Below are 25045 nucleotides of genomic sequence, written 5' to 3'. Positions count from 1 at the left end.
ATATAGATTAATCGATAAAGATGCAAGTTCTACGGAGAAAACTTTTGAGAGCTACTTCTTCATGGCTTGCAGCCCTGCGGAAAAGTTCGCCAAGAACTCGGCGATAGCTTCTTCATTTCGTCTGTAATAGGTCCATTGCCCAAAACGGCGAGATTCCAGCAGTCCCGCTTTCTGCATGGAAGATAGATAGGAGGAGATGACGGACTGCGCCAGACCGGATTTCTCCTGGATGCTTCCCACGCAGACCCCTCCCGGGAATTCTTCTTTGATGACGCTCGGCAGATTTTCGTTCAACTTATCTGGCTCCCTGAGCCAGCAAAGAATGTTGAGACGGGTCTCATTGGAGAGAGCCTTCAGCACCGCAAGCATTTCTTCATGTTTCACTACTCGACACCCATTTCTGGTTGATTTGTTCCCAGTATACCAAAAGTACGGCGCTTGAGAAATAGAGGGATTTCTAGAATGGGAGGAACCGCTCAGGTTAAAAAATCCGAGCCAAGTAACACCTTGGCTCGGACCCATTGTTTGGTATAGTTCAATCACCCTTGAGCCGTCTCGCGAGCAAGCTCTTTGCGAACGATTGGCGCTACCTTCGTGCCAAGCAGTTCAATGGTGCGCAGCACTTCGCTATGCGGCACCGAACTGACGTCAACGTGCAAGAGGAAGCGCGTTAGGCCCAAGTTTTTGCGCAGCAGCACGATTTTCTCGGCGACATACTCGGGATCGCCGACGTAGAGTGCTCCGCGAAGACTGCGGGCGTCGTCGAACGATTCGCGGGTATAGGGACCCCAGCCGCGCTCGCGCCCAATGGTGTTCATTTGAGCAGCCGTTGGCGGGTAAAACAAGTCGGCGGCTTTCTCTGTTGTATCGGAAATGAAGCCGTGTGAATGCGTCGCAATCTGCAGCTTGCTGACGTCATGCCCGGCTTTCGCAGCGGCTTCTTTGTATAGCTTGACGAGAGGAGCGAATCTCTCCGGCATACCGCCGATGATCGCAAAAACGACCGGCAACCCAAGTAGGCCGGCGCGGATCGCGGACTCCGGATTGCCGCCGGTTCCGATCCATACGGGCAACGGCTCCTGAACGGAACGCGGATAGACGCCAAGGTTGTTGATGGCGGGGCGATGGCCGCCGCGCCAGTTCACTTTCTCCGTTTCACGGATCGCGAGTAAAAGCTCTAGCTTTTCCTCGAATAGTTCGTCGTAGTGGTTCAAGTCATATCCGAACAAGGGGAAAGATTCGATAAACGAGCCGCGGCCCGCCATAATTTCCGCCCGCCCATTGGATAGGCCGTCCAACGTGGAAAAAGCTTGGTACACGCGAACAGGGTCGTCCGATGACAACACAGTTACGGCGCTAGACAGCCGAATGCGCTTGGTTGTAGAAGCCGCGGCTGCCAAAATAACGGCTGGGGCCGAACTCGCATAATCCGCGCGGTGATGTTCGCCGATCGCATAGACGTCCAGGCCGACTTGCTCGGCAAGATTAATTTCTTCAACGGCTTGACGGAGCCGCTGCGCATGTGTGATCCCGCCTGCTCTCGGGGCAGCCTCGAGAAAAGTGCTTATTCCTATTTCGAGTGAAGTAGTTGTATGATTAGACATGGTTCTTCTCTCCCTTCTGTATAGGAATATTATACTTTATATTTTAGTGTAACTCAACAAAAGTAAGTAAATATCGCTCCGTGGCACACCGATAGACCGGGAATATTTATGAATACCCTAAGCAACAGTTTTAGAGTAAAATAGAGCCTGTTGAAAGGTGGAATGTTATGCAAAAGAGAATGCGTAAAGCCGTATTGTTGGGTTTGGCAGGCGGGATTAGCTGGGCAGCCGTGAACTACTTTTTAGATAAACATATCAGTGTCAGCTTCGTCGGAGGAGCATCTTGGTTTCTTGTCACTATTGTAGTATCTTTTTTTTCGCAAAAAATTAACCAAAGTTAAATTGAAAAAAATGTAACACAATTGAAATCTTATATTCATCTGGTTTTAATGAAACAAGCCTATAATAAAAGTCGACCCCCCTTTAAAATATAAAACTTTAGACCCGCAGCCCGTTGCTGTGGGTCTCTTTTTTGCAATTTGCGGTTCACATTTTAGACTATACTATAATTGTGAAATTGCCTGTTGTGTTGACCACGTAGCACTACTGAATGCCTGATAGTTGGTCAGCGCGGCCTGAAAAGCCTGTTCACTTATCGTAGCAGTGGCATCATAAACAACAGCGGTTTGGAAGCCGTTTTCGATCAAATCACGCATATGTGACTCAACGCAAATATTCGAAAGGATTCCTGCCAGAATGATCTTTTCTTTCCGGTGCTGACGCAGTTGATAGACTAGATCATTGCTCTGCGGGCTGGCTACCTTATGGGCTGTTGTTATGACGGTTCGACTAGATAATATGTAGGGTTTAAGTGAGGGAACCCAATCGGCGCCGACCGAAGTATAGTCGTGTTGCTTTTGAAAGACACCGAGTTTTAATAACATTTCTTGCTCAGCACCCGTGAATTGCCAATTGTAATCATGCGGATAGATATAATGGGGCGAGATAAAAAGCTGATATCCTTTGCTCATCGCAGTATGCATGAGAATTTCCAGGTTCCCTAGTGTATTGTATTGCTCAATCAAGCTTTTAGTTAAATGGTAGCCCTTGCCTCCAGGGGAAAGAAAGTCGTTTTGCGGGTCCGTAATGACAATTGCTGTATTGGCGGGATGTGGTTTAAACATGTATGTTCCTCCAAATCACATTGAAATATGAGGATTCGTCTCGTTTATTATCCCCATGAATATATGAAGGGGAGCCTGGTCATATTCCGCTAGAAAAGTGTGGTAAACTATGTTTAAAAAAATAAGCAGCCAAAGTAGATTGGCTGCCTGTTTACTGTTATTTACAATGGTTTGCTGAGCACAGCCCGCCACTCGTCAATTTCGAGGTATTGAAGCTTGCCATTTTCGATGTGAACGGAAAAATAATCTTGATTCGCCTGATCTGCGCTGGTAATAAATTGCTCAACCGACTTTGCTTGTTCTTCGTTCTCGGCGGTACGCATGACCCATGCAGGGAACTTATGTGGTTTGCGATTCATAAGGGAAATCTCCACTTGTAATCCTGCTTTTTCGGCAAGGGCTTGCCACTCGGGGACGGTTAGACACCGAACATGGCTCGTATCGCGCATAGCTTCAAATGTATTCATAAATTGATCAAGTGCTTCGTCAGAAGGAGCGACGTTATCGATGAGAACCAGTTTGCCGCCCGGTTTGAGTACACGTGCCGCTTCATGAAGGAATAAGTGCGGATTAGGAAAGTGATGGGCAGCTATGCGGCAGGTGACCGCATCAAACGAACGATCGAGAAAAGGCAGCTGTTCGGCATCGGCTACAACAAAAAGGACGTTATCGCACTGCGCCTGCTTCAAGTGATCAGCGGCAACAGAGAGCATGGGGCGCGTTAGGTCGGTAGCGACGACCTGCCTGACGTGAGCAGACAGCTTTTTGGCAACGTGGCCTCCGCCCGTTGCAATATCCAGCACGTTCCAAGTATTTTTCAAGGGCAGCCAAGTAAGTAGCAGTTCGAGATCATCACCCTTTGCATGATTCTCGCTTGTCACGTACTTGCTGGCATGTTTGCCGAACTGCTGCTGGACATGTTGTTTGATGGTACTTTCATTTTCCATAAGAAACACCTCCGAAATAATTATTTCACTAGATGAAACTCAGTATCACATTACGGAACTCATACTTATTTTATCACAATAATAGCTAAGGTGGTATCCACGATGGGGAAAATAATTTGTTTTATCTCTGATGAATTTGCGGATTTTGAGATTACCCTGGCGCTCCATAAAATTAGAAATGTAGGGAAGAAGGAAGTTTTGACAGTGGCATATAGCGATAAAGCTATCGTCAGCGAATCCGGTTTAACCTATAGGCCTGATTTGATTTTCCATGAAGCGATGGCGCTGAACGATATCGAAGGACTTCTTATCCCTGGTGGCCCGATTCGAAACCAGCAGCAAGAGCTGACCGATTTTATCATCAAACTTGATCAAGAAGGCAAGATGCTTGCCGCTATTTGTAACGGGCCACAATATCTTGGGAGAGCCGGTCTGCTGCATCATCGCAGGTTCACGACATCATGTTCCGTAGAGCGTATAACTCAATTGCATGTAGAAGATCCGTTCCCGCGGGACAATTATGTAGATAAACGAGTGGTTCGAGATGGGCATGTCCTTACAGCCAAAGGTCGCGCTTTCGTCGACTTCTCTTTTGAAATATTTGATTATCTTGGCATCTATACCGACGAGAATGAAAAGAGAGAGCTGTTTAGAGACATCATGGACAGATAACTTGGCCTGCGCCGTCTGGCTTATTTTTTCATGCGTCTCAAGCCATAATCGTTTATTTTCAATTTCACGCTGTACGTAACAGGGATCTTGCTGAATTCTTGATCCCAGTTCTGTTTCACTTTTTGCCAAACTTTGGGGTAATGGATTCTTAATTGCGTTCCAAACCCGGCAACTTCAACAGAATACTTGCTTTGCATTGTATGGAGAATCAGGTCGATATGCCGTGCAACTTCTTTTTCCGCCGCTTTTTCCGCGGATTGAAGGTAGCTGTTATCGAAATAGTCGACTTTCTCGCGCCAGTCCTCCGTTAGACGGCCAACAGAATCAATATCCACATGAAAGGAAATCCGGTCTCCTGCTACTTTCGGTTGAATACGGCTTTTTAGCGATTCCAGCTCATAGATGATAAAGGGATGATTGCCCTCATCTGTTGTTTTCACCACGCCCCCTTTACTTTTTCCTGTTAACCAGGTCAAGCCTTCCAATTCTTCTTCACTTAGAAAGCCGATTAGCTTATTTTCCTCCTGCTTGAACACGGCAGCTCCGGCAAATTTCACTTCCCCTTGCGAAGCAGCTACGCTTTGGATCAGGAAGCTGGAATGGGTTGCGATCTTTTCCATCACGTTTTGAATCGTCATGGACGGTAAAATCCTCGTAGATCTGTATTGATTTTTTGAAATTCGGACTAACCGATCTACGGGGATTTCCGGGCTGTTTGACTCTAATGTATCTTTGGCCAGCCCTCGGGCTATGAGAACAAGACCGCTTTCTCTTACCTCATTATCGCGGAAATGCTGATCGATTAACGTCTGTAAATCCATGCTGCGCACGAGTTTCTCCCCGAAGACGAACATTTTTTGATGCTGGTTGAAAAGGGGTTTGGACTCGAGTGAAACTTCGCGTGCGAATTGATGAATCATATCTCCAGACAGGGAGTGATTCTTATACGGCTTCAGGTCGCCGGAGGCATTCCTTGATGCAGCAATCTTGGGGATAACAACTTGCCATGTGATGGTGATTAAGTCTTGTTTGCGGTAACCGCCGCCTTTTTCGTTTAATTTGTCCTCTTTCGGGGCTTCATCGCCTTGATCGATAGCTTCGCCAACGACAATCGACATTTCCGTTATGTTTTTACTATCCCAGCATCCGGTTAACAATAGCAGCGACATTATAAGCATCGTGGCGGTGAGTATTTTAATTTTGGACATAAGAGATCTTCCTTAGCACTGTGATGATAAGAAGAATAGGGGCAAGCAGACCGATGATTCCAAAAAAGATGCTGCCGACAATGTCTCCGAGCGCTTTCACTTGATTGATGCTTTTGGGATACATCGCTATGATGAAAATCACCGGTAATACGGCGTAAATATACCGATAGTAAGCTTTTTTAAATGTTTGTGATAGTCCTAAAGAAACAATGTATTGGTACATAACAAATCCTGTGAACACCTGGATTAACCGAACCACGATGAGCAATGATTCATAACGTTCAAGGAAGAACCCGGTAAGCTCATAGGACCGGACGATGGATATCGCAGGCCATGTCAACGTGGCGACTTGTTCATAAGGTATGCCCCCCAAGACGACGATCATGGTGATCAAATAAACGAAAACGGAAATACTGATTCCGGCTAAAAGTGCTTTGCCGGCTTTTTCAGGCCGGCTCATGTAGGCAGTAACGAATAACATCGTTTCAATGCCTGCAAAGGCCCTCCAAGTCTCAGGTAATCCCTTGAAAATGGGGCCAATCCCCATACCGAGTACCGGCCGTAAATTTTCAAGTTCAAAAAGATTTAAGCTTAACGAATAACTTGCAATAATAATGACAAGGGTAAGCGGCAAAATGAATTCAAATAGCCTTGCGATGGAGCTGATCCCTCCGGCGGTCAGGTAGACGGCAACGCACATAAAGACGAGAATAATAAACTCCTTAGGCGTTTTTTCAAGGAAAAGATAGTTGATGATCTCGGACATATCACGGATTTCAAATCCGGCAAAAAGGGCGAAATACACGATCATAATTAGATTAAGCAATTTTCCTATCCATTTGCCTGCGATGATTTGACTGTATTCAAAAAAGGTTTTGCCTGGAAAGTGCTGGCTAAGTTTGACCATAATCAAACCGAACCCAAACGCCAGGATGCCACCGACAATCACGGTTATCCATCCGTCAGGAGTTTCCATCTTGTCCGCCAAAAATCTTGGCAAGGTCAGAATGCCCACTCCTAGGAGAATATTCGCTAAGATGACAGCAGCTTGAGGAGTTGTAATGCGATCATTCGGACGGATCATGTGGTTGCTTCCCTTTCCGTGCATGATTTCCTTGCCGTGTTTGGTCCTGCGGATGCAACATCCGGGGCCGTTTCTTCATACTTGAAAGAGGAGCACGTATGAAGAGATCTTTCCAATCGCCTGGCTGGTAAGGAACGAAGGGGCTGGCATAAGGAATTCCGAAGTTTTTAATTTTGACAAAATGAATGCTCAGGAAAAGGGTGAACATGACAACTCCGTAGATCCCAAGCGCTGCCGCAGATAACATGGCGACAAAACGCAGCATGCGCAAAGCAATACCAGCATCGTATTGAGGTATCGCAAAGGAGGAGATTGCGGTTAAGGATACAACGATAACCATTAATGGACTTGCGATGCCTGCTTCAACGGCGGCTTGACCGATGACCAGCCCGCCGACAAGGCCGACTGTCTGACCGACAGGTTTGGGCAAACGAAGTCCTGCTTCACGCAGAATTTCAATAACAACCTCCATGATCAGAGCTTCCAAGAATGGGGGGAATGGAACGCCTTCACGGGTACCCGCCATAGAAATAGCAAGTTTCGTCGGGATCAGCCCCTGGTGAAACGATAAGAATGAGATGTAGATAGCAGGTCCGAGCAGTGCTACGAATGCGGCAAAAAAGCGCAATAAGCGCACCAAAGAAGATGGAATCCAATGCACATAATAATCTTCGGGTGATTGCAGCAGCATGCTGAACGTCACTGGAACAATGGAAACGTAGGAGCTTCCATTCGTCAGAATGGCTACTCGGCCTTCCAACAAGGAGCCAATGACTCGATCTGGACGTTCCGTGCTTTGAACCTGTGGAAATGGTGACATGAAGTTATCTTCAATCAATTGATCGATATATCCGGATTCGAGAACGTCATCGATCTTAATTTTCTCGATTCTGCGCTTCACCTCATCCACCAGACTAGGATCTGCGATTCCCTCTACGTAAGAGATGACCAGGTTTTTCTTGTTCCTCTCGCCAACTTGGAAGCTCAGCATTCGCAAATTAGGATCGGATGCTCGTGAGCGCAGCAGGGAGATGTTCTCGTCGAGCGAGTTGACAAAGCCGATCTTAGGTCCGCGGACAAGCGATTCCGAAGACGGTTCTTCGAAATTTTGCGGCGCCGTGGAACTGGTTCCGAGGATTAAACAACCGGAAATACCTTCAATAAGCAAAGCGGTTGAACCTGTTATCACCTTTTCAATGACCTCATGAACAAGTTCAGCTTCGTTTATTTTGGAAAGCGGTAAAACATGATCTTTAATGAAACCTTTGAAATCGGTGCGGGCATACATCTCTGTCACATTGGATTTCCAAAGATCCAACATCAACGGTTTGAGAATATGCTCTTGAATGATGGTTGAGTCGGACAATTTGCTCATACTGACTATAGCCGCACGAATCGAGCTTCCTCCGATGTTAAATTCGCGCACGGAATAGTCCGAGTCGCAGCCAAGCCGTTCGGATAACAGATTTAAATTCACTTGTAACTGGCTAGTCAGTGTATCGGAAGGCGGCCAATTCGTCCATGGTTTCGATGGTGAGTTGCTGCTGTTGGTTGTGAGGGGGGGATTAGGAACTGTAGACTTGTTTTCTTCGTCCCAACCGCGATTAATCCGTTCCTTTTTATGAAACCAACCGAATAGTTTAGAGGTACTATAAGGAATAAGAAAAGTGAATAAAGCCCAAAAGAGCGTTTTCCAACCAGGAAGAGCTTCCACAATTGTGCGCCACATTGACAACACCCCCGTATTTATTATGTTTATTTAACAGAATTTTCATGTATGGATGAGTGGCGATACAAGCGGAACTCTGGGAAGATCAGAAGCCTGGTTTGTGGATGGTTCATAAAATTTCGAATTGGTTGATGAATTCAGCGGCTAATTTCTATATACTTTTCATAGTAAGATAGGGGGAATTGGAGAGAGATGGATAAATTATCGGGTAAAAAGATCGTTATTGCGGGATCCAGAAAAACAGAGGAAATGAGTTTGCTCATTCAAAAACAGGGTGGAATACCCGTAGTTCGTCCCTTGCAGGGCTTCATTTACTTGGATGAGTCGGCCATAGAGAAAGAATTGCTCTTTTGCGCAAATAACCAAGTGGACTGGTTTGTATTCACTACGGGAGTTGGCACAGAAACGCTGCTTGACGCGGCTGAAAAGTTAGGTGTTGCTTCCACGCTGCTGCAAAAAATGAAAGATGCGAATGTTGCCGCGCGCGGATATAAGACAATCAATTTACTTAAGAAGTTAGAGATAAAACCAGCCGTCATTGATGAAGATGGGACGATCCAAGGTTTAATTAACCGTCTGGATGATTGCGATTTCGCGAATCAAACGGTCGTCGTGCAACTGCACGGAGAACCACAGCCCGCTTTGATTCAATTCTTGGAGGAGCGGGGGGCCGCTGTCGTTCAGCTTTTGCCTTATCGGCATATTGAACCGGAATCCGCTGTACTTGAAACGTTGTGCCACGAGCTTACGACAGGTTCGATTGATGCGGTATGTTTCACCACTGCCGTGCAAGTGAGGTACTTGTTCGAATATACGAGACGCCAAGGGATTAGTGATGCCGTGAGACAAGCTTTTTCCACCCAGGTAAAAGCAGTTGCAGTCGGCAAAGTAACCGCCGAGGCTTTGAGAGATGAAGGGCTGAATCAGGTCATTGTGCCTGAAACGGAACGAATGGGAGCTATGATTATTGAATTAGTGAAGGATTACAGCAAGTAATTATTAATATTCCTTTACAGGAATATTCCTTATGTGGTATATTCGGTTTAGTAAGTGAAGCATCCATGACTCACACGAACCGAAGGCCCCGTATACTTACAGCAAGAGAACGGATGATGATAATGGATATTAACGTCATGAGTGCCTTGGCAGAACCAACCCGCATGCAAATGGTTGAGCTTTTGCGCGAATGTCCGCTGACCGTAGGGGAAATCGCCGAACGGCTGCAGCTGCGGCAGCCACAAGCTTCCAAACATTTGCGTGTTCTCAGCGAGGCCGGCATTGTGGAAGCCGAGGTGGATGCGAATCGCCGAATCTACAGGCTGCGGCCGGATCCTTTTCGAGAACTCGACAAATGGCTGGAGAGCTACCGCGTCATCTGGGAGCAGCGCTTCGACCGCCTGGATGACTATTTGCAGAAGCTGCAGGGTAAGGACACCAAGAATTGAATGGTAACAGAACGATTGTGACCCATCAAAGATATCGAGGAGGAAGTTAAAATGGCGGATCAACTGGTATCCAAGGTAGAGGATAAGGTATTAATTTTGGAGCGGGAATTCAAAGCCCCTCGCGAGCTGGTATTTCAAGCTTTCACACAAGCGGAACATTTGAAACATTGGTGGGGACCTAGAGGATGGACGGTTCCGGTATGCCATGTTGATTTCCGCGTAGGCGGGGTATGGCATTATTGCATGAAGTGCGAAGATAAGAACCAGGGCGACTTCTATGGCATGGAATCATGGGGCAAAGCTGTGTACCGTGAAATCGTCGTACCTGAGAAGATCGTGTACGTGGATTTCTTCTCCGATGCTGAAGGCAACGAAGCGCCAAATATGCCGTCAACGATCGTGACACTGGAATTCATCGAGACCGAGAATGGGACGAAAGTCATTAACCGCGGAGAATATGCTTCAGCAGAAGGTTTGCAGCAAGTGATGGATATGGGCATGCTGCAAGGTATCACAGAAACTTGGGACAGACTGGGCGAACATTTGGCGTCGGTTTAGGCGTAATCGTTCAGATAAAAAGAGGGTATCCTTCAGTCATTATAGTGACCGAGGGATACCCTCTTTTACGTGTAATGGTGGAATGGGGACCGCTATTTCCTCGAATTTGGCTGCCATACAGCCAAATATGGAGAAATAAAGCCCTGTAGTTCCCCACGGGCAGCCCGAGCTCCGCTATTCGCCGAAATAGCGGCCTGTCGTTCCTCTAACTAAGTTGGCTGGATAGCTTGAATTGTGATACTATATTCTGAATTTATCTATCCATAGGAGGGACGCCTTTGATTAGTCTTACTACATTAGTTGCGTTTGGAATTGTATCGCTGGGGATGGTATGCTCGCCGGGGCCCAATATGATTTACCTAATCTCGCGTTCGATATCGCAAGGTCGCAAAGCCGGCATTATCTCTTTAATGGGCGTTGTGCTCGGATTTCTCGTTTATCTGATTGCCTCTTTGGTGGGATTAATCGCTATTTTCAATACGGTGCCGATTATTTACACGGCTATGAAGTGGGCGGGGGCGGCTTACCTGCTTTGGCTGGCATGGAAAGCAATGAAACCTGGCTCCGCCTCACTGCTTGAACCCATCGCGCTCCCGATTGAGAAGCCAAGGAAATTGTTCCTGATGGGTTTCATCACCAATTTGCTTAACCCCAAAATCGCCGTGTTGTACATCTCGCTTCTTCCGCAATTTCAAGATCCGACACAAGGCTCCTTGCTGGCGCAAAGTGCAACGCTAGGATTGACGCAAATCGTAATCAGCTTTGCAGTGAATCTGTTAATCGTGCTCACTGCAAGTAAAATTGCCGGCTGGTTCGGCAAACGCCCGACATGGCTTAAAGCACAGCGATGGCTTATGTCCGGAGTGCTGGCGGGGCTTGCCGTTAAGCTGGCGATCCAGCGCCGGTAATTTCTCTCTTAAGCAAGGAATTATGATCGCTGTAGCGAATGTTTAAAGCGAACGTTTAATTCGAAGGAGCGTGAACAGATGAAAAACAATTTGAATTGGGCTGGAAATTACCGGTACAGCGCTACAGAAATGCATACTCCCGTAAAAGTAGAAGAAGTCCAAGAATTAGTGGCTAGAAGTAAACAAATCAAGGTGCTTGGCACACGGCATTCGTTTAATAGCATTGCCGATTGTACCGAAAGCTTGCTTTCGCTTCAAAACCTGAATCATGTAGTGGCGTTAGATACCGTTCGCAATAAGGTAACGATTGAAGCAGGAGTCCGGTATGGTGAGTTAGGTGAGTACCTACATAAACATGGTTACGCGATTCACAATTTGGCGTCCCTGCCGCACATCACCGTTGCGGGTGCCTGTGCAACCGCATCGCACGGTTCTGGCGATCGGAATAGCAACCTTGCTAGTATTGTTGAATCGATAGAGGTGGTTCAGGCGAACGGAGAACTGGCCGTATTCTCTCGCGAACAACAAAATATCGAAGGCGCTGTTGTTGGACTAGGAGGACTAGGTGTTGTTACTCAGATGACGCTGGATGTGATCCCTGCTTTTGAAATTAGCCAACATGTCTATGACAATCTTCCTTTTGAGCAGCTGGAGACGCACTTTGATGATATTTTTTCCCATGCCTATAGTGTAAGTCTATTTACCGATTGGAAGAGTACGACGATTAATCAAGTTTGGCTAAAAAAGAAAGTGACAGATTCTGCTTCAACTCAGGCAGAGGCTGAATTTTTTGGAGCTAAATTGGCAGACGCGCCACGGCATCCGGTACCGGGACACACGGGGGAGAATTGCAGTGAGCAAATGGGGATTCCGGGACCATCGCACGAAAGATTGCCTCACTTCCGTATGGATTTCACGCCGAGCGCCGGAGAAGAGCTGCAAAGCGAGTATTTCGTGCCACGTGAAGCCGCTTATCAGGCCTTGTGTGCGATTAATGAAATCCGGGAGCAAATTGCCCCGCTTTTGTACATTTCTGAAGTTCGTTCTGTCGCAAAAGATCTTTTGTGGATGAGTCCTAATTATAAACAGGATTCGGTTGGTATTCATTTCACTTGGAAGCCGAATTGGGAAGCTGTGAAGCAAGTTCTGCCGGTCATTGAAAAGCAGCTTGCGCCATTTCAGGCTCGTCCGCATTGGGCGAAATTGTTCACGATGCAACCCGCTGTTTTGAAATCCTTATATGAGAAACTGCCGGATTTCCAGGAACTGCTCCTTCGTTATGATCCGCAAGGGAAGTTTAGAAATGACTTTTTAAACACGTATGTATTAGGCGAATAAAATCTGCGAGAAGAAGTTCATCTTGCTTGAATTGGCGATTAGGATTATTATGGATGTGTAGATAGAGGTGAAACCATGCCTATAATTCAAGCGCTGGACAGAGCATTGAAGATTATGGATTTATTCGACGAGTATACGACAGAGTTAAAAATCACAGAAATCAGCGCAAGAATGGAGCTTCACAAAAGCACGGTTCACTCCTTGTTGAAAACGCTTCAGATGCACGGTTACATCAATCAGGATGTAGAGACCGGGAAGTACAAGCTGGGACTTAAGCTTTTGGAAAAAGGACAGCTGATGCTGCAAAGCTTGGACATCCGTACTGCAGCCCGCAAGCACTTGGTTGCTTTGTCGGAACAGACCGGGCAAACAACTCATCTTGTTATTCTTGATGGGAAAGAAGGCGTGTATCTGGATAAAGTCGAAGGGGAAAAAGCTGCGATTCGTTATTCCCGAATTGGGCGCAGAATTTCACTTCACAGCAGTGCGGTAGGCAAGGTACTGACAGCTTTTAGAACGAAGGATGAGATCGATGCGCTCCTGCGAAATTACCAATTCTCCAAGATTACAGACGTGACGATTACGGGAAAAGACGCTTTCGTTAACGAGCTTAATCAGGTAAGAGAGCAGGGTTATTCCATTGACAACCAGGAGAACGAACCTGGCGTTCGGTGTGCAGCGGCACCTATTTTCGAGCATAATGGCTCGATTGTAGCAGCAATCAGTATTTCAACTTTACTCTCAACGGTGGATGATTCATTGTTTAAGGCGTATATTGCTCTTCTTAAAAAGGAGGCAGAAGCAATTTCGCTAACCCTGGGGTTTCGGCACGTTTGATCGAGCATGTCGAGTCCAGGCATTTTTTTCAACTGTATTATAGAACGCTGTTTTATAATATAAAACAAATTAGAGGAGTGAGCTAACAATGAGAATTATCCGTTATGCAAAAGAAGGGTCTACACAGCTAGCTGCCGTCAATGATCAAGATCAAATTTTTACGCTGCCGCAAAGCGATTTTTTGGCACTGATTCATGAAGCTGACGCTTTGGCAACAACACCTTTGGCGTTGGTTCTCAAAACAATTGAAGGGAATGAAGCGTTAGCGGATCAAATTGAGCAACTTCAGCTTCTCGTTCCCATTGAAGCACCGGAAGTGTGGGCTGCCGGGGTTACCTATGAGCGAAGTCGTGATGCGCGCAATTATGAAGCAACGGAAGGCAGACTGGATGCTTCCACTTTTTACGATAAAGTGTATGATGCTGTGCGTCCGGAAATCTTTTTCAAGTCAACCGCAGCGCGAACAGTAGGTCCTGGCGGCGAAGTACAGCTTCGCAGCGATTCCGTATGGCAGGTGCCAGAACCGGAGTTGGGGCTTGTTCTTAACGCGAAGGGGAACATCGTCGGCTACACCATTGGCAACGATATGAGCTGCCGGGATATTGAAGGCGAGAATCCGCTTTATTTGCCGCAAGCCAAAGTGTGGAAGCGTTCGTGCTCGCTAGGACCCGCAATTCGCTTAGCCGAAACAGTAGAAGACCCGTATAACTTGCAGATTACAAGCCTAATTTATCGGGACGGGGAAAAAGCAGTCGAGGGAACGGCGAGTACCGGTCAACTCAAACGCAAACTTGAGGAACTGACGGAATATTTGATACGGGATAATGAGCTGTTTGAAGGTACCGTATTGCTGACGGGAACGTGTATTGTCCCTCCTAACGAATTTACGCTCGCTCATGGCGACAGAATTGAGATTGAGATCTCAGGTATCGGGACACTTGTTAATCATGTCGTAAGTGCTGGCCGCTAATTTTACCTTATAAAAAACATATCTTGTAGGAGGATTAATCATGACAACCAAATTCGTCGGCGGACAAACGTATTTGAATTACATCAACGGGGAATGGCAGGCAGCCGGTACTGGGCAAACCGTACCGAGCATCAATCCGGCTAAAAAAAGCGAAGTCGTGGGCTACGTGCAATCGTCGTCATTGGAAGATTTAAATCAGGCGGTGGCGTCCGCCAAATCGGCGCAGCAAGGGTGGAGAAAGCTGTCGGGAGCAGCAAGAGGCGACTATCTGTTTAAAGCAGCCAATGTGCTTGAGAGCCGCATCAATGAAATTGCGGAAAGCATGACGCGTGAAATGGGCAAAACGCTGCCGGAAGCCAAAGGGGAAACGGCAAGAGGCGTAGCCATCTTGCGCTATTACGCCGGTGAAGGCATGCGTAAAATCGGCGATGTGATTCCCTCGTCAGATAGCGAAGCGCTGATGTTTACGACCCGTGCACCGCTTGGCGTTGTCGGTGTTATTTCACCTTGGAATTTTCCCGTGGCTATTCCGATCTGGAAAATGGCGCCAGCTTTAATCTACGGCAATGCCGTTGTGCTGAAACCTGCTCAGGAGACGGCCGTGACGGCTGCCAAAATCGTGGAATGCTTCGCAGAAGCGGGACTTCCAGCGGGTGTGTTAAATCTGGTAACCGGCAGCGGAGCCGTTATTGGGCAAGGTCTTGCGGAGCATCCGGATGTGAACGGAATTACGTTTACGGGCTCCAATCAAGTTGGCAAACGGGTGGGCCAAGCGGCACTTGCCAGAGGAGCGAAATATCAGCTCGAGATGGGCGGGAAAAATCCGATCCTGATTGCTGCGGATGCGGATCTCGATTTAGCGGTTGACGCGACGATCAGCGGAGGTATCCGTTCGACAGGCCAGAAGTGTACGGCAACAAGCCGTGTCATTGTGATGAGCGAGGTTTATGAAGCTTTTAAAGAGAAGCTGCTGAGCAAATTACAAGGATTAACCGTAGGTCACGGTCTGGATGCTGGAACATGGCTAGGACCTTGCGCAAACGAAAATCAGCTGAAAACGGTGCAATCCTATATTCAAAAAGGGATTGAAGAAGGCGCTGAGCTGCTGTTCGGCGGTTCATCCCCGGATCATCCGGATCTCGCCGAAGGCTTTTATATACAGCCAACGGTCTTCGATAAAGTAACGCCAGAAATGGCGATTGCTCGGGAAGAAATCTTCGGACCCGTTCTTGCGCTTATTCAGGTCGAGTCCATGGAACAAGCCATTCAGGTCGCGAATGATTCGGATTTTGGTTTGAGCGCTTCCATTTATACGCAAAACATCGGCAATATTCTTTCGTTTATCCAAGATATGGATGCTGGTTTGGTAAGAATTAACTCGGAGACAGCTGGCGTGGAGCTGCAGGCACCATTCGGCGGTATGAAGCAGTCCAGCTCTCACTCGCGTGAGCAAGGGCAGGCGGCTATTGAATTTTTCACCTCGATAAAAACTGTATTTCTCAAAGCGTAGCTCTTGGTTATGAAGCTGATTCGGAAGGGTGAAGGTTGATGACTGAGCAGTTAGAATCGATTATGGTCAATGAAAATAACGATTTATATACCATCCATACGCATGCACAAGGCCCAAAAGGCTCATTGCCGTTAACGAAAGAGATGTTATTGAACGCTCCTAGCGGAGAGTTGTTCGGTCTGACCCAAAATGTAGGGATGGGGTGGAAGCCGTCTCGCCTGAAGGGGAAGCAGTACCTTTTGCTGAGCACGCAAGGCGGTATTCGTAAGGAGGACGGTAGTCCGGTTGCTCTTGGCTATCATACCGGCCACTGGGAAGTTGGCCTTTTGACACAGGCGGCTGCCGAAGTGATTACAGAAAGCGGTGGGGTTCCTTTCGCCGGTTATGTGAGCGACCCCTGCGACGGCAGGTCCCAGGGAACGGAAGGGATGTTTGATTCTCTTCCCTACCGAAATGATGCAGCGATTGTTTTCCGGCGTCTTATCCGCTCGTTGCCGACACGCAAAGGCGTTCTCGGTGTGGCAACCTGCGATAAAGGACTGCCGGCGATGATGATTGCGCTGGCTGGGATGCATGAGCTTCCATGCGTGATCGTGCCTGGGGGCGTAACTTTGCCTCCGACGGAGGGTGAGGATGCCGGGAAAATCCAAACCATTGGCGCAAGGTACGCGAATGGGGAAATCAGCCTGGAAGACGCTGCGGACCTTGGCTGCCGGGCTTGCGCTACACCGGGCGGGGGCTGCCAATTCCTTGGAACAGCTGCTACTTCGCAGGTCATTGCAGAGGCAATGGGGATGACAGTGCCGCATGCTGCGCTTGCTCCATCCGGACAGCCCGTATGGGAGGAGATGGCCAGGCAATCGGCACGCGCCATGATGACACTGGAGGAGAAGGGCATCCGGATGAAGGATATTTTGACGGAAGCGTCCATCCACAATGCCATGGTCGTTCATGCGGCTTTCGGAGGATCGACAAACCTGCTGCTGCATATTCCAGCTGTCGCCCATGCGGCAGGACTGCCGGTTCCGACGGTTCAGGACTGGATACGTGTGAATAAGCAAGTGCCAAGACTAGTCAGCGTTTTGCCGAACGGTCCGGAATATCATCCGACTGTGAGGGTATTTTTGGCTGGCGGGGTGCCGGAAGTGATGCTGCATCTTCGCCGTCTGGGCGTCCTGAAAGAAGAGGCGTTGACCGTAACGGGGGAAACGCTGGGGACTGTCCTGGATTGGTGGGAGTCGAGCGAACGTCGCCGCAAAATGCGGAGCCTTCTCATGGAAATGGACGGCGTTGATCCCGATCAGGTCATCATGAGTCCGGAACGTGCCAAAGAGAGAGGATTAACCTCAACAGTCACGTTCCCAATGGGGAATTTGGCGCCGGAAGGCTCGGTCATTAAATCAACAGCGATTGACCCGACAACCGTTGGGGAAGATGGCATTTACCGGCATCGGGGCAAGGCGAAAATATTTACCTCGGAGAAAGCCGCTATCCTGGCCATCAAAAATGGCGGCATTCAAGCCGGCGATATTATGGCGTTAATCGGACGTGGTCCATCGGGTACGGGGATGGAGGAGACGTATCAATTAACCTCGGCGCTAAAACATCTGCCGTTCGGTAAATACGTGTCGCTAATTACCGATGCGCGGTTTTCGGGCGTGTCCACAGGTGCCTGTATCGGGCATGTGGGACCTGAGGCGCTGGCCGGCGGTCCGATTGGGAAGCTGCGGGATGGAGATACCATCGATATCGTAGTGGACCGCAACAGCTTGGAGGGCACGATTCATTTTCTAGGTGCCGGTGACGAAGTGCTTACCCCTGATGAAGGAGCGCTTGTGCTTGCAGCCCGCGAGCCTCATCCTGAGCTTGCCGCAGATCCGAAGCTTCCGGATGATACGCGATTATGGGCAGCTTTGCAGGCTGTCAGCGGTGGGACATGGGCAGGAAGCGTTTATGACGTCGAGCGGATTATCGCTGTTTTGGAAGCAGGTAAAAAAGCTTTGGCTGAGGCCGAGCGGAATGCGTAGAACGATCTGATAAAGCAGTTCTGTTGATGATTTCAACAGGACTGCTTTTTTGCATTTTGGTTGGCCACCCCTCAATACACTTTGGCGCGCTTAAACATCGGTAAAGTGGTCTAACGGACTCCACAGTCGTTATTCGGCAAAAATAGCCCCTATTTCCTGGGTAACGGACTCCAGAGCCGTTAATAGCCCCAAAACACAACAAATCGCGCACCAATCACGTGAATAGCCGCGCTGGAGTCCGTTAGCTTCTCACATAGGCCTCATTTTCCGCGAATAAGCGCCACTGTGTCCGTTAGAAAAGTAGCTAGGCTTGAAACCAACGATGAGGTTACCCCACAGTCATTTCCTGCGACTTCGGGGACAGCCTCTTGTGCGCTTGCCGTGCTGCTTTTCAGTGAGAAACTAGCCAATCGGACATTTTTGAGCCGTTTGCACCAGGAAATAAAAGGGATTTCCACTCTTTTACCGCATTTGCATTTTCTTGATTTCAGCTCAATCAAGCGGTTGGAAGGGCTTACAAAAATGTCCGATAGGCGGAAAACGGTTATGGCCGCATACTGAATCTACACCGCTCGCGAGGCGATCAACTTTCTTGGAGGTGAAGAGGATGAAACGGGTGACTGCACCTAATTCAATCGAAATTGCGCAACCGGGTACCCGTGAGCATGCGAAACGCCGTGCAAGCATAACGGGACGATTGCTGAAAGACAAATGGTTGTACGTGCTATTAGCTCCGGGATTGCTATATTTTATCATTTTCAAATATGTCCCGATGTGGGGCGTGCTGCTTGCTTTTAAAAACTACCAGCCATTTCTAGGCTTTTGGAAAAGCGATTGGGTTGGCTTGGATCATTTCCGCGTGTTTTTCACGAATCCTGAATTTTTCATGCTGCTTCGCAATACGCTTTTGCTTTCGTTTTATAATCTGCTGTTTTTCTTTCCGGCACCGATCATTCTGGCGCTGCTCTTAAATGAAGTTCGCTTGGCATTTTTTAAAAGAACGATTCAAACGCTGATTTATGTGCCTCATTTTATTTCATTAGTTATCGTGGCCAGCTTGACGTATGTGTTCCTGACAACACAAGGCGGGATTGTGAATGAGATGCTGGAGCAGTACACCGGGGCCAAAATCGATTTTCTGGCTAGTCCGCAGTGGTTCCGTCCGATGATTATCATGCAAACCATTTGGAAGGAATGCGGATTCGGCACCATCATCTTCCTTGCTGCTCTGGCTGGTGTGGATGTTGAGCAGTATGAAGCTGCCATTATGGACGGGGCGAATCGCTTCAGACAGGTGTGGCATATTACACTGCCTTCGATTCGAAGTACCATCATCATTCTCCTCATTTTGCGGATGGGGGATGTTCTAGACAACGGTTTCGAGCAAATTTTCTTGATGCTGAACCCTTTAAACAGGGAATCAGCGGAAGTTTTCGATACTTATGTATATATGATGGGGATCACTCAAGGCGCATTCAGTTATAGTACAGCGGTTGGCTTGTTCAAAGCCATCGTCGGCGTCATTCTTGTTCTCGGCGCGAACTGGCTGGCGAAGCGTTTTGGCCAATCCGGCATTTACTAGGTGAAGGAGGAGAGGCGCATTGAATAAAAAATACAGAAGCTTATCAGGGACGCTGTTTGACGTAAGCAATTATATCCTGCTCAGTATCATCGGGATCGTGGCCGTTCTGCCCTTCATCTATGTGGTGGCCGGTTCCTTCGCTTCGGATTCGGAGCTGACGCAAAGAGCGGTTTTCCTGATTCCCAAAACGTTCACCTTATCGGCTTACGCATTTATTTTTTCAACGGATACGATTTTGAAAAGCATTTGGGTTTCGCTTTACGTAACCATTCTGGGTACGATGGTCAATCTCTTTTTTACCGTAACAATGGCGTATGCCTTATCCAAAAGAGGGCTTATGGGACGAAATACCGTATTAAACATGATCGTTTTCTCTATGCTCTTCGGTGGCGGTTTGATTCCAACTTATATCGTTATTCGCGAGCTGCATATGCTAGATACTTATTGGGCTCTAATGATTCCTGGAGCTATTAGCGCCTTCAACCTGATCATCGTCAAAAACTTTTTCCAAGAGCTCCCGCAAGAACTGGAGGAAGCGGCCAAAATTGATGGCTGCACGGAGCTGGGCCTTCTCTGGCGCATTGTTCTTCCTTTATCCATGCCCGTTCTGGCTACATTCACCTTGTTTTATGCGGTTGGCCACTGGAACAACTTTTTCTCCGCCTTGTTGTATCTCAACGATCCTGCCAAATGGCCGCTTCAGGTCATGCTGAGACAGATTGTTCTGCTCTCGCAAATGGCAGCTGGCGATATGAGCTCAGTCGATCCGCAGTTCGTGAAACAGCAGGAGCAGTCCATCAAAATGGCGGTTATCGTCGTCGGCACCATCCCTATTTTGCTCGTCTATCCGTTCCTGCAAAAGCATTTTGCCAAGGGGGTCCTGATTGGATCGGTCAAGGGGTAAACGGATTACGATAGGTCATCTTTACAGTTTCTCGGCAATTCAGCTTAGGCCATGCCTGGGGACTGCCCATTTTAAAGGAGGAGCGATCATATGAAAAAGAATTCGAAAAAATGGATTTCCGTCGCAGCCGTCAGTACAGTAGCAATGACAACGATAGTTGGCTGCAGCAGCGGAGGTAAGGAAGCCGCAACCACTCCTTCATCTTCAGCATCTGCAGCGCCGGCTGCAGCTACGCCAGCCCAGCAGCAAGCTCCGCTGGATCTCAACATCATGCTCCCGATCTTCAAAACGAACTTCCCGAAGGACGACGGTCCGGTTGTGACGGAAATTGAGAAAAAAACGAACACGAATATCCATTTGGAATGGGTACCTAACGCATCCTATACGGATAAATTCAACATCACGCTCGCATCCGGCAAGCTTCCTAGCATCATCTATGTACCTGACGTGAAAAATCCGAGCTTTGTGAATGCAGCGAAGTCCGGCGCGTTCTGGGAAGTAGGCAAGTATTTGAAGGATTTCCCGTCCCTGAGCCAAGCGAATTCAATCATCATGAACAACTCTTCGATTGATGGTAAAAACTACGGTGTTTACCGTGGACGCGCACTTGGCCGAAACGGGATTAATTACCGGAAAGACTGGTTGGAAGCCGTCGGACTGCAGCCGCCAAAAACGATTGATGATTTCTACAATATGTTGAAAGCGTTTAAGGAGAAGGATCCGGATAAAAACGGTAAAAATGACACATACGGCATGGTCATGGTGAAATGGACCGGCCAATGGGCAAGCTCCTTCGATATTATGAAGCTTTGGTTTGGCGCTCCGAACAAATGGGGTGTCGTTGAAGGCAAGTTGGTGCCGGAGCATCAAACGCCGGAGTATCTGGAAGCATTGAAATTTATGAAAAAGCTGTATGATGAGAAGCTGGTCAACCAGGACTTTGCTGTATTTGATTCAGCAAAATGGAATGACCCTGTCGTCAATAACCAAGCCGGCGTGATCATTGACGTTACGGATAATGCGGCTCGTTTGGACGATAAAATTCACCAAACGCTTGCGAAGGAAGGCAAAGATAAGCCGGACATTCACTATATTGATAACATGATTGGCGTGACTGGCAAAGATGGCCTTAAGGCGCTGCCAACCTCCGGTTTCGCAGGACTGCTTGCGATTCCGAAGTCGTCTGTGAAAACGGAAGACGATGTGAAACGCGTGCTGAAGTTCCTGGATCAAATGAACTCGCCGGAGCTTACCACCATGGCTGGTTATGGCTTGGAAGGCAAACACTACACCAAAGAAGGCGACGCTGTAGTGCCTAGCAAAGATTCCGCGCTTCTGGAGTCCGAAGTGGAAGGCTTGAACCAAATGCTGCCGTTCATTCCAGAGGATCGTGGCTTGAAAGTGAAGCAAACACCGCTTCGTCTGCAAACGGCAAAAATACAAAAAGAAGCGGAGCAATTCATCGTCGCTAACCCTGCCGAGCCGTTTATCTCCCAAGTCTACTCGCAGAAAGGCCAGCAGCTCGACAATATTATCAATGATGCGCGCATTAAATTCATTGTTGGTCAAACCGATGAAGCCGGGTTGAAAAATGCGTTTGAAACTTGGAAAAAATCAGGTGGAGACGATTTGGTGAAGGAAATGAATGATCTTTACTCGGCTGTGAAGAAGTAAGGGTATAGGACTATTGCAAAATAGTGCTAAGGCACTCAGGATCCGCTAATGAATTAGCGGAGCTTGGGTGCTTTTTTGCTAGTTGGCACACAACTGGGCAGGTCAGCGGAACTGTAAGGCGCTAATTTGCCCAAAACAGCGATTTGCCGTATGAGAGGGAACTAGGGTCTGGGGGTCAGCGGAACTGCAGGACTCTAATTTGCAAAAAAACAGCAGTTTGCGAAATTAGAGGGAACTAGCGGCCGCTATTTCGGCATTGAGGGTGATTATTTGGTCATTTGAGGTGAAATAAGACCCTGCAATTCCCCTCCAACTAAGGAAGTCACTATTTTCACCAAAATAAGGGAATAGAGTTCCCTTACTTGTAGCGGTTGGGCATATAGCGGCTAAGCACCGCTGTAAAAAGTCGGAAAAGTAGGGAAAATACACTGAAAATTAACTTCTCCTCGCCAACTTTCCGTACTATGCTCAAGGTTATAGTGTCCTTCGCTTGAAGCTAAACTTAAGAATGGGTTGGTGAAAACATGCTCTTAAGCACCGTTAAAGCAAGATTCGGCAACAGGCAGGGCCGGACGGACGGCGGCAAAGGCCGCTTTTTTAGAAAAAGCCTGATCATGATTTTTATCGTCTCCGGCATTCCGGGGCTCATTATGGGTGCGCTGGTGTATGGGATAGCCGGCGGGCGAGTAGAAAGCGAGCTGCTGCAGTTGCATTACGGGCAAATCGAGCAGCGTTCCCAGAACATTGACGATCAATTGAGCAATCTGGAGCTGCTTCTCTCCCATTGGGCATTTGACAATAAATTCGACTACAGCTTGAACGGCTTTGATTTCGTGAGAAACTTCGAAAGAACGCAGGATATAACGAGAACGCTCATCGCGATGCAGGGCTCCAATGCGCTGGTTAAAAAGGCCGAACTGTATGTCGGCGGTTCGAGCTCCGTGCTTTTCAACCCTGAATATACCGTGCTGGATAACAAGACGACATCGGGCATGTACGATAAGCTGATTCAAGGCAAAAATGTGACCTATTGGACGCAGTGGTCCTTTGATACGACGCATCCGGATACGAAGGATCTAACGCTCATTCACCATATTCCTGGGGGAAGCTTGCATCCTTTTGGCGTGTTAGTGTTTCGATTTGATAACGAGAAAATCGCGAACATGTTAAAAACAATGACGCCTTACGATGAAGGTGAAACCTTCGTCTTGCAAAATTCAGGCGAGCTTTATGTCTCATCTACCGGAAGCGCTTCCAATTCACCGTTTGTCACGGCTTTGCGGGAAAAAATCGCATCCTCAGGCGCACCGAAAGGCTCTTTCTTTTTAGATTACAAAGGGAAGACTTATACGGTTTCCTATGGCAGCTTATCCCGAATTGCCGACGATTGGACTTACGTATCCGCCTCTCCAATAACTAACATTATTTCACCGGTGGTGTTTATTTCCAAGCTGATCATCACCGTAAGTTTGATCGCTTTGCTGCTCGCGGCTCTGCTTTCATGGCTGGCTTCGCGGAGCATTTATTTGCCGGTCAAACGTCTCGTTACACTACTGGGTAGTCATGCGAATTGGGCCGGTCGGGAAGACGAGTTCACCGTAATCGAAAAGCAGTGGCGAGACTTGCACACGGAGAGTCTTGAACTGAATACCAAGCTTAAGGAGCAGCTGCCGCATGTGAAAGACAGTTTTTTGCACCAGCTGCTGCAGGGTTACCTGAACGATTACTCCGAAGAAGACCTGCTTCGCCGCATGGAGCGGTTTAAGTGGGATGTGAGGCATCGTCATTTTACTGTGCTGTATGTCCAGTTAGTCGGCATGACAAATCTGGATGGAACGTTCCGCCATGGCGACGAGGGGCTTGTGACGTTTGCGGCTGTCAACATGATCAAAGAGCTGGCCGCTCAACATTTTGAACAAAGCGATACAATCAATTTCCATGACCTTACGGCAGGATTGCTGCTTTTTACACCGGAAAATCAATCTGTTGTGGAAGCTTTTGAAATATTTAGTGAAGAGTTGACGCAGTACATTAATCGCATTCTGAAAATGCATGTCACTATCGCGATCAGTCGTCCGGTGTCGCTTATTTCGGATGTTCCGCTTGCCTTTGACAGAACGAAACAGGCGGTCAGCTATCGTAATTTTGAAAATGTGAATCAAATTATCGATTTGGAGAAGAATCATCTCGATGGCGATGAGGTTTCGGAGCCTGAGTACCCGTTTGCGCTGGAGCGGGAGCTGATTCAGGCGCTGCGTACCGGCCGGGAAGAGGAGGCGCATGACATGCTGGCCTCGTTCCTTGATGCGCTATCCGGCAAAGGAGCAAAGGAAATCGACGTGCAGCAGGGCATGCTGCATTTACTCGGCAGCGTACAGCATGCCATTATGGTTTCGGGCATTAATCCGAACCGGTTGTTCAAAGGGGCGAATTTGTACGAGCAGCTTTCTCAAATCAGAGAGCCGCGGAGAATCCTGGCGTGGTTCCAGGAGAAGGTCCTTGACCCGTTCCAGAAGGAGCTGACGGAGCGCTCTGATGCTCAGGTCAAACGTATGATCGAGCAAGTGATGATTTATTTGCAGCAAAATTATAGGAATGACATTTCGCTCGACAATTGTGCGGATTATACCGGCGTCAACCCGTTTTTCCTCAGCAAAACGTTTAAACAGGTGACCGGGAAAAATTTTATTGATTATTTAACCGAACTGCGCATGGAGAAAGCCAAAGAACTGCTGCGCGAGTCGGAAATCAAGATCTGCGATGTGGCCGATCAGGTCGGCTATCAGCACAGTTATTTTAACCGTATTTTTAAAAAGCTCGAAGGCATGACGCCGACCCGTTATCGGGAACTCAGCCGGAGCACATAACCTCTTGAACAAGAATGTTTCAACGGAACAAAAAAGTGCAAACTGCCTGGGCAGCCC

The 25045-nt window shown here is 47.9% G+C and carries 22 protein-coding genes; 15 read left to right on the top strand and 7 right to left on the bottom strand.

The window, feature by feature from the left end:
- Positions 1-51: 51 nt before the first annotated feature.
- A complete protein-coding gene (locus tag ACKTT9_RS26940) occupies positions 52-369 on the bottom strand; it encodes an ArsR/SmtB family transcription factor (RefSeq protein WP_407873122.1) in 318 nt (105 codons plus the stop codon).
- A 170-nt stretch (positions 370-539) separates the two neighbouring features.
- Positions 540-1604: an LLM class flavin-dependent oxidoreductase gene (locus ACKTT9_RS26935; RefSeq protein WP_407868326.1), complete on the bottom strand. Its 1065-nt coding sequence runs from the start codon at positions 1602-1604 to the stop codon at positions 540-542.
- 167 nt (positions 1605-1771) lie between these two features.
- Between ACKTT9_RS26935 and ACKTT9_RS26930 the strand changes: the two genes are divergently transcribed.
- Positions 1772-1945 (top strand): hypothetical protein, encoded by a 174-nt coding sequence (locus tag ACKTT9_RS26930; RefSeq protein ID WP_407868325.1) that lies wholly within the window; start codon positions 1772-1774, stop codon positions 1943-1945.
- A gap of 162 nt (positions 1946-2107) precedes the next feature.
- On the opposite strand, the gene ACKTT9_RS26925 is transcribed toward ACKTT9_RS26930, so the two are convergent.
- Positions 2108-2728, bottom strand: coding sequence for an isochorismatase family cysteine hydrolase (locus ACKTT9_RS26925; RefSeq protein ID WP_157322432.1), 621 nt, complete (start codon positions 2726-2728; stop codon positions 2108-2110).
- A gap of 161 nt (positions 2729-2889) precedes the next feature.
- Positions 2890-3675, bottom strand: a complete 786-nt coding sequence (locus ACKTT9_RS26920) for a class I SAM-dependent methyltransferase (protein ID WP_407868324.1) — start codon at positions 3673-3675, stop codon at positions 2890-2892.
- A gap of 102 nt (positions 3676-3777) precedes the next feature.
- Between ACKTT9_RS26920 and ACKTT9_RS26915 the strand changes: the two genes are divergently transcribed.
- Positions 3778-4347, top strand: a complete 570-nt coding sequence (locus ACKTT9_RS26915; protein ID WP_407868323.1) for a DJ-1/PfpI family protein — start codon at positions 3778-3780, stop codon at positions 4345-4347.
- A 20-nt stretch (positions 4348-4367) separates the two neighbouring features.
- On the opposite strand, the gene ACKTT9_RS26910 is transcribed toward ACKTT9_RS26915, so the two are convergent.
- From ACKTT9_RS26910 to ACKTT9_RS26900, 3 genes are read right to left on the bottom strand one after another with little or no spacing between them, the layout of a single operon-like run.
- Entirely contained in the window at positions 4368-5555 is a 1188-nt protein-coding gene (locus tag ACKTT9_RS26910) for a Ger(x)C family spore germination protein (RefSeq protein WP_407868322.1), read from the bottom strand.
- On the bottom strand, positions 5542-6639 hold the full coding sequence (locus ACKTT9_RS26905; RefSeq protein WP_407868321.1) for a GerAB/ArcD/ProY family transporter: 1098 nt from the start codon (positions 6637-6639) through the stop codon (positions 5542-5544). The genes ACKTT9_RS26910 and ACKTT9_RS26905 overlap by 14 nt, the downstream gene beginning before the upstream one ends.
- On the bottom strand, positions 6623-8368 hold the full coding sequence (locus ACKTT9_RS26900; RefSeq protein ID WP_407868320.1) for a spore germination protein: 1746 nt from the start codon (positions 8366-8368) through the stop codon (positions 6623-6625). The genes ACKTT9_RS26905 and ACKTT9_RS26900 overlap by 17 nt, the downstream gene beginning before the upstream one ends.
- Before the next feature lie 192 nt (positions 8369-8560).
- On the opposite strand from ACKTT9_RS26900, the gene ACKTT9_RS26895 reads away from it, so the two are divergent.
- The 13 genes from ACKTT9_RS26895 (at position 8561) to ACKTT9_RS26835 (ending at position 24988) form a co-directional block, all read left to right on the top strand.
- On the top strand, positions 8561-9364 hold the full coding sequence (locus ACKTT9_RS26895) for a uroporphyrinogen-III synthase (protein WP_407868319.1): 804 nt from the start codon (positions 8561-8563) through the stop codon (positions 9362-9364).
- 122 nt (positions 9365-9486) lie between these two features.
- The gene (locus ACKTT9_RS26890; protein WP_315955497.1) at positions 9487-9813 is read left to right on the top strand and encodes a metalloregulator ArsR/SmtB family transcription factor; all 327 of its coding nucleotides are present in this window, start codon (positions 9487-9489) and stop codon (positions 9811-9813) included.
- Between the two features lie 51 nt (positions 9814-9864).
- A complete protein-coding gene (locus tag ACKTT9_RS26885) occupies positions 9865-10371 on the top strand; it encodes an SRPBCC domain-containing protein (protein WP_407868318.1) in 507 nt (168 codons plus the stop codon).
- A gap of 278 nt (positions 10372-10649) precedes the next feature.
- The gene (locus ACKTT9_RS26880) at positions 10650-11279 is read left to right on the top strand and encodes a LysE family translocator (RefSeq protein ID WP_407868317.1); all 630 of its coding nucleotides are present in this window, start codon (positions 10650-10652) and stop codon (positions 11277-11279) included.
- A 78-nt stretch (positions 11280-11357) separates the two neighbouring features.
- Positions 11358-12617 carry an FAD-binding protein gene (locus ACKTT9_RS26875; RefSeq protein WP_407868316.1) on the top strand — a complete coding sequence of 420 codons (1260 nt, stop codon included), beginning with the start codon at positions 11358-11360 and terminating at the stop codon, positions 12615-12617.
- 75 nt (positions 12618-12692) lie between these two features.
- Complete coding sequence (locus ACKTT9_RS26870; protein WP_407868315.1) at positions 12693-13454, top strand: IclR family transcriptional regulator; 762 nt, start codon at positions 12693-12695, stop codon at positions 13452-13454.
- Between the two features lie 88 nt (positions 13455-13542).
- A complete protein-coding gene (locus tag ACKTT9_RS26865; RefSeq protein ID WP_407868314.1) occupies positions 13543-14424 on the top strand; it encodes a fumarylacetoacetate hydrolase family protein in 882 nt (293 codons plus the stop codon).
- 40 nt (positions 14425-14464) lie between these two features.
- Positions 14465-15934: an alpha-ketoglutaric semialdehyde dehydrogenase GucD gene (gene gucD, locus ACKTT9_RS26860; RefSeq protein WP_407868313.1), complete on the top strand. Its 1470-nt coding sequence runs from the start codon at positions 14465-14467 to the stop codon at positions 15932-15934.
- Positions 15935-15972: 38 nt separating this feature from the next.
- Complete coding sequence (locus ACKTT9_RS26855; RefSeq protein WP_407868312.1) at positions 15973-17961, top strand: YjhG/YagF family D-xylonate dehydratase; 1989 nt, start codon at positions 15973-15975, stop codon at positions 17959-17961.
- Between the two features lie 607 nt (positions 17962-18568).
- Positions 18569-19543, top strand: coding sequence for an ABC transporter permease (locus tag ACKTT9_RS26850; RefSeq protein WP_407868311.1), 975 nt, complete (start codon positions 18569-18571; stop codon positions 19541-19543).
- 19 nt (positions 19544-19562) lie between these two features.
- Positions 19563-20447 carry a carbohydrate ABC transporter permease gene (locus ACKTT9_RS26845; protein WP_407868310.1) on the top strand — a complete coding sequence of 295 codons (885 nt, stop codon included), beginning with the start codon at positions 19563-19565 and terminating at the stop codon, positions 20445-20447.
- 90 nt (positions 20448-20537) lie between these two features.
- Positions 20538-22121, top strand: coding sequence for an extracellular solute-binding protein (locus ACKTT9_RS26840; RefSeq protein WP_407868309.1), 1584 nt, complete (start codon positions 20538-20540; stop codon positions 22119-22121).
- Between the two features lie 524 nt (positions 22122-22645).
- Complete coding sequence (locus tag ACKTT9_RS26835; protein ID WP_407868308.1) at positions 22646-24988, top strand: AraC family transcriptional regulator; 2343 nt, start codon at positions 22646-22648, stop codon at positions 24986-24988.
- Positions 24989-25045: the final 57 nt, after the last annotated feature.

Source organism: Paenibacillus sp. P36, assembly GCF_045866505.1.
Classification (GTDB): domain Bacteria; phylum Bacillota; class Bacilli; order Paenibacillales; family NBRC-103111; genus Paenibacillus_E; species Paenibacillus_E chondroitinus.
This window is presented reverse-complemented; position numbering and strand designations above follow the sequence as displayed.